Origin of the sequence: Micromonospora sp. M51, from assembly GCF_018070305.1 — a bacterium.
Taxonomy (GTDB): domain Bacteria; phylum Actinomycetota; class Actinomycetes; order Mycobacteriales; family Micromonosporaceae; genus Micromonospora; species Micromonospora parva.
In genome coordinates this window covers 1-1,717 of sequence record NZ_JAGPXZ010001028.1, presented here as the reverse complement: position 1 = coordinate 1,717, position 1,717 = coordinate 1, and the positions used below count along the sequence as shown (strand labels likewise).

The window sequence follows — 1,717 nt, the reverse complement described above, 5'->3', positions numbered from 1 at the left end:
ACTGAATGTCGAGCACCACCCGCCGGCCGTTGATGGCCGGCAACTGGAAGATGAACCTCAACCACCTCGAGGCCAACCTGCTGGTGCAGAAGTTGGCGGCGAGCCTCACCGAGAAGCAGCTCACCGACGTCGAGACGGTCGTGCTGCCGCCCTTCACCGACCTGCGAACCGTGCAGACCGCGGTGGACGGCGACAAGCTGCTGATCGGCTACGGCGCGCAGGACCTCTCCCCGCACGCGTCCGGCGCGTACACCGGGGAGATCTCCGGGCCGATGCTGGCCAAGCTCGGCTGCACGTACGTCGTGGTGGGGCACTCCGAGCGGCGGGCCTACCACCACGAGGACGACGCGTTGGTCAACGCCAAGGTCAAGGCGGCGCTGACGCACGGCCTGACGCCGATCCTCTGCGTGGGGGAGGGGCTGGACGTCCGCGAGCAGGGCACCCATGTGGCGCACTGCTCCGACCAGCTCGACGGGGGCCTCGCCGGGCTCACCCCCGAGCAGGTGCGGCAGGTAGTGGTCGCGTACGAGCCGGTCTGGGCGATCGGCACCGGCAAGACCGCGACCCCTGACGACGCTCAGGAGGTCTGCGGGGCGGTGCGTCAGCGGCTGGCGGCCCGCTTCGACCAGGAGACCGCCGACCAGGTCCGGGTCCTCTACGGCGGCTCGGTCAAGGCGTCCAACATCGCCTCGATCATGGGTCAGGCGGACGTGGACGGGGGCCTGGTGGGGGGCGCCAGCCTGGACGCCGAGGAATTCGCTCAGATCTGCCGGTTCCCGGAGCACCTCGCTCGCTGATCGCTCGGTATCCTTGACACCGCCCGTCCGCCGGTCGGTGCCGCCGTGCCCGATCAGACCGGGCGAGGATCGCTACGAGAGGAACTGACCCCAGCCATGCCGATCTGGTTCGCATACACGTTGATCGTGTTGCTGGTCATCACGAGCATTCTGCTCACCCTGCTGATCCTGCTGCACCGCGGCAAGGGCGGCGGTCTGTCGAGCATGTTCGGCGGTGGCGTCAGCTCCAGCCTCGCGGGCTCCTCGGTCGCGGAGAAGAACCTGGACCGCTACACCGTGCTGGTGAGCGTCGTCTGGTTCGCCGCGATCGTCGGGCTCGGGCTCTGGCTGCGCCTCCAGATGAACAGCGGCGCCTGAGCAGGCCCAGTAAGTCGTACAATCTGCGCGCGGTTCGTCACTCGACGGACCGCGCGCAGGCTTTTCCCGCTGCACCGCGTCGCCCGCCGCTCCACCCCCGAAGACGGCGGGTCCCCTCCGACGACAGGAGCGAGCAGCCGTGCCGAGTGGCAACGTTATCCGGGGAGCCCGGGTCGGGTCCGCACCCATGCGCCCGGACGAGCGGCACCAACCCGCCCCCCGACAGGACGTCACCTACTGGTGCCGTAACGACCACCGGGTCGACATCCGGATCGCCGCGGACGTCGAGCCGCCGGCCCAGTGGGACTGCCCCCGCTGCGGCCTGCCCGCCGGCCCGGACGCCCAGAACCCGCCGGGCCGGGCCCGCGCCGAACCGTACAAGAGCCACCTGGCGTACGTGAAGGAGCGGCGCACCGCCGAGGAGGGCGAGGCCCTGCTGAACGAGGCGCTCGCCGCTCTGCGGCGCCGACGCGGCGAGTAGCGGGCCGCGCTCAGCGCAGGCTGCGCAGCCGGGCGGGCACGTCGGCGGCCGCCGCCCGGTCCAACAGCCAGCGGGTGCGGTC

The 1,717-nt window shown here is 71.1% G+C and carries 3 protein-coding genes; all 3 read left to right on the top strand.

Features of this window, described 5'->3' with window-relative positions:
• The first annotated feature begins 5 nt into the window (after nucleotides 1-5).
• The gene (gene tpiA / locus KBX53_RS32090) at nucleotides 6-797 is read left to right on the top strand and encodes a triose-phosphate isomerase (protein ID WP_030337346.1); all 792 of its coding nucleotides are present in this window, start codon (nucleotides 6-8) and stop codon (nucleotides 795-797) included.
• Nucleotides 798-893: 96 nt separating this feature from the next.
• On the top strand, nucleotides 894-1,154 hold the full coding sequence (gene secG, locus KBX53_RS32085) for a preprotein translocase subunit SecG (protein ID WP_030337344.1): 261 nt from the start codon (nucleotides 894-896) through the stop codon (nucleotides 1,152-1,154).
• A 139-nt stretch (nucleotides 1,155-1,293) separates the two neighbouring features.
• On the top strand, nucleotides 1,294-1,635 hold the full coding sequence (locus tag KBX53_RS32080) for an RNA polymerase-binding protein RbpA (RefSeq protein WP_030337342.1): 342 nt from the start codon (nucleotides 1,294-1,296) through the stop codon (nucleotides 1,633-1,635).
• Nucleotides 1,636-1,717 lie beyond the last annotated feature (82 nt).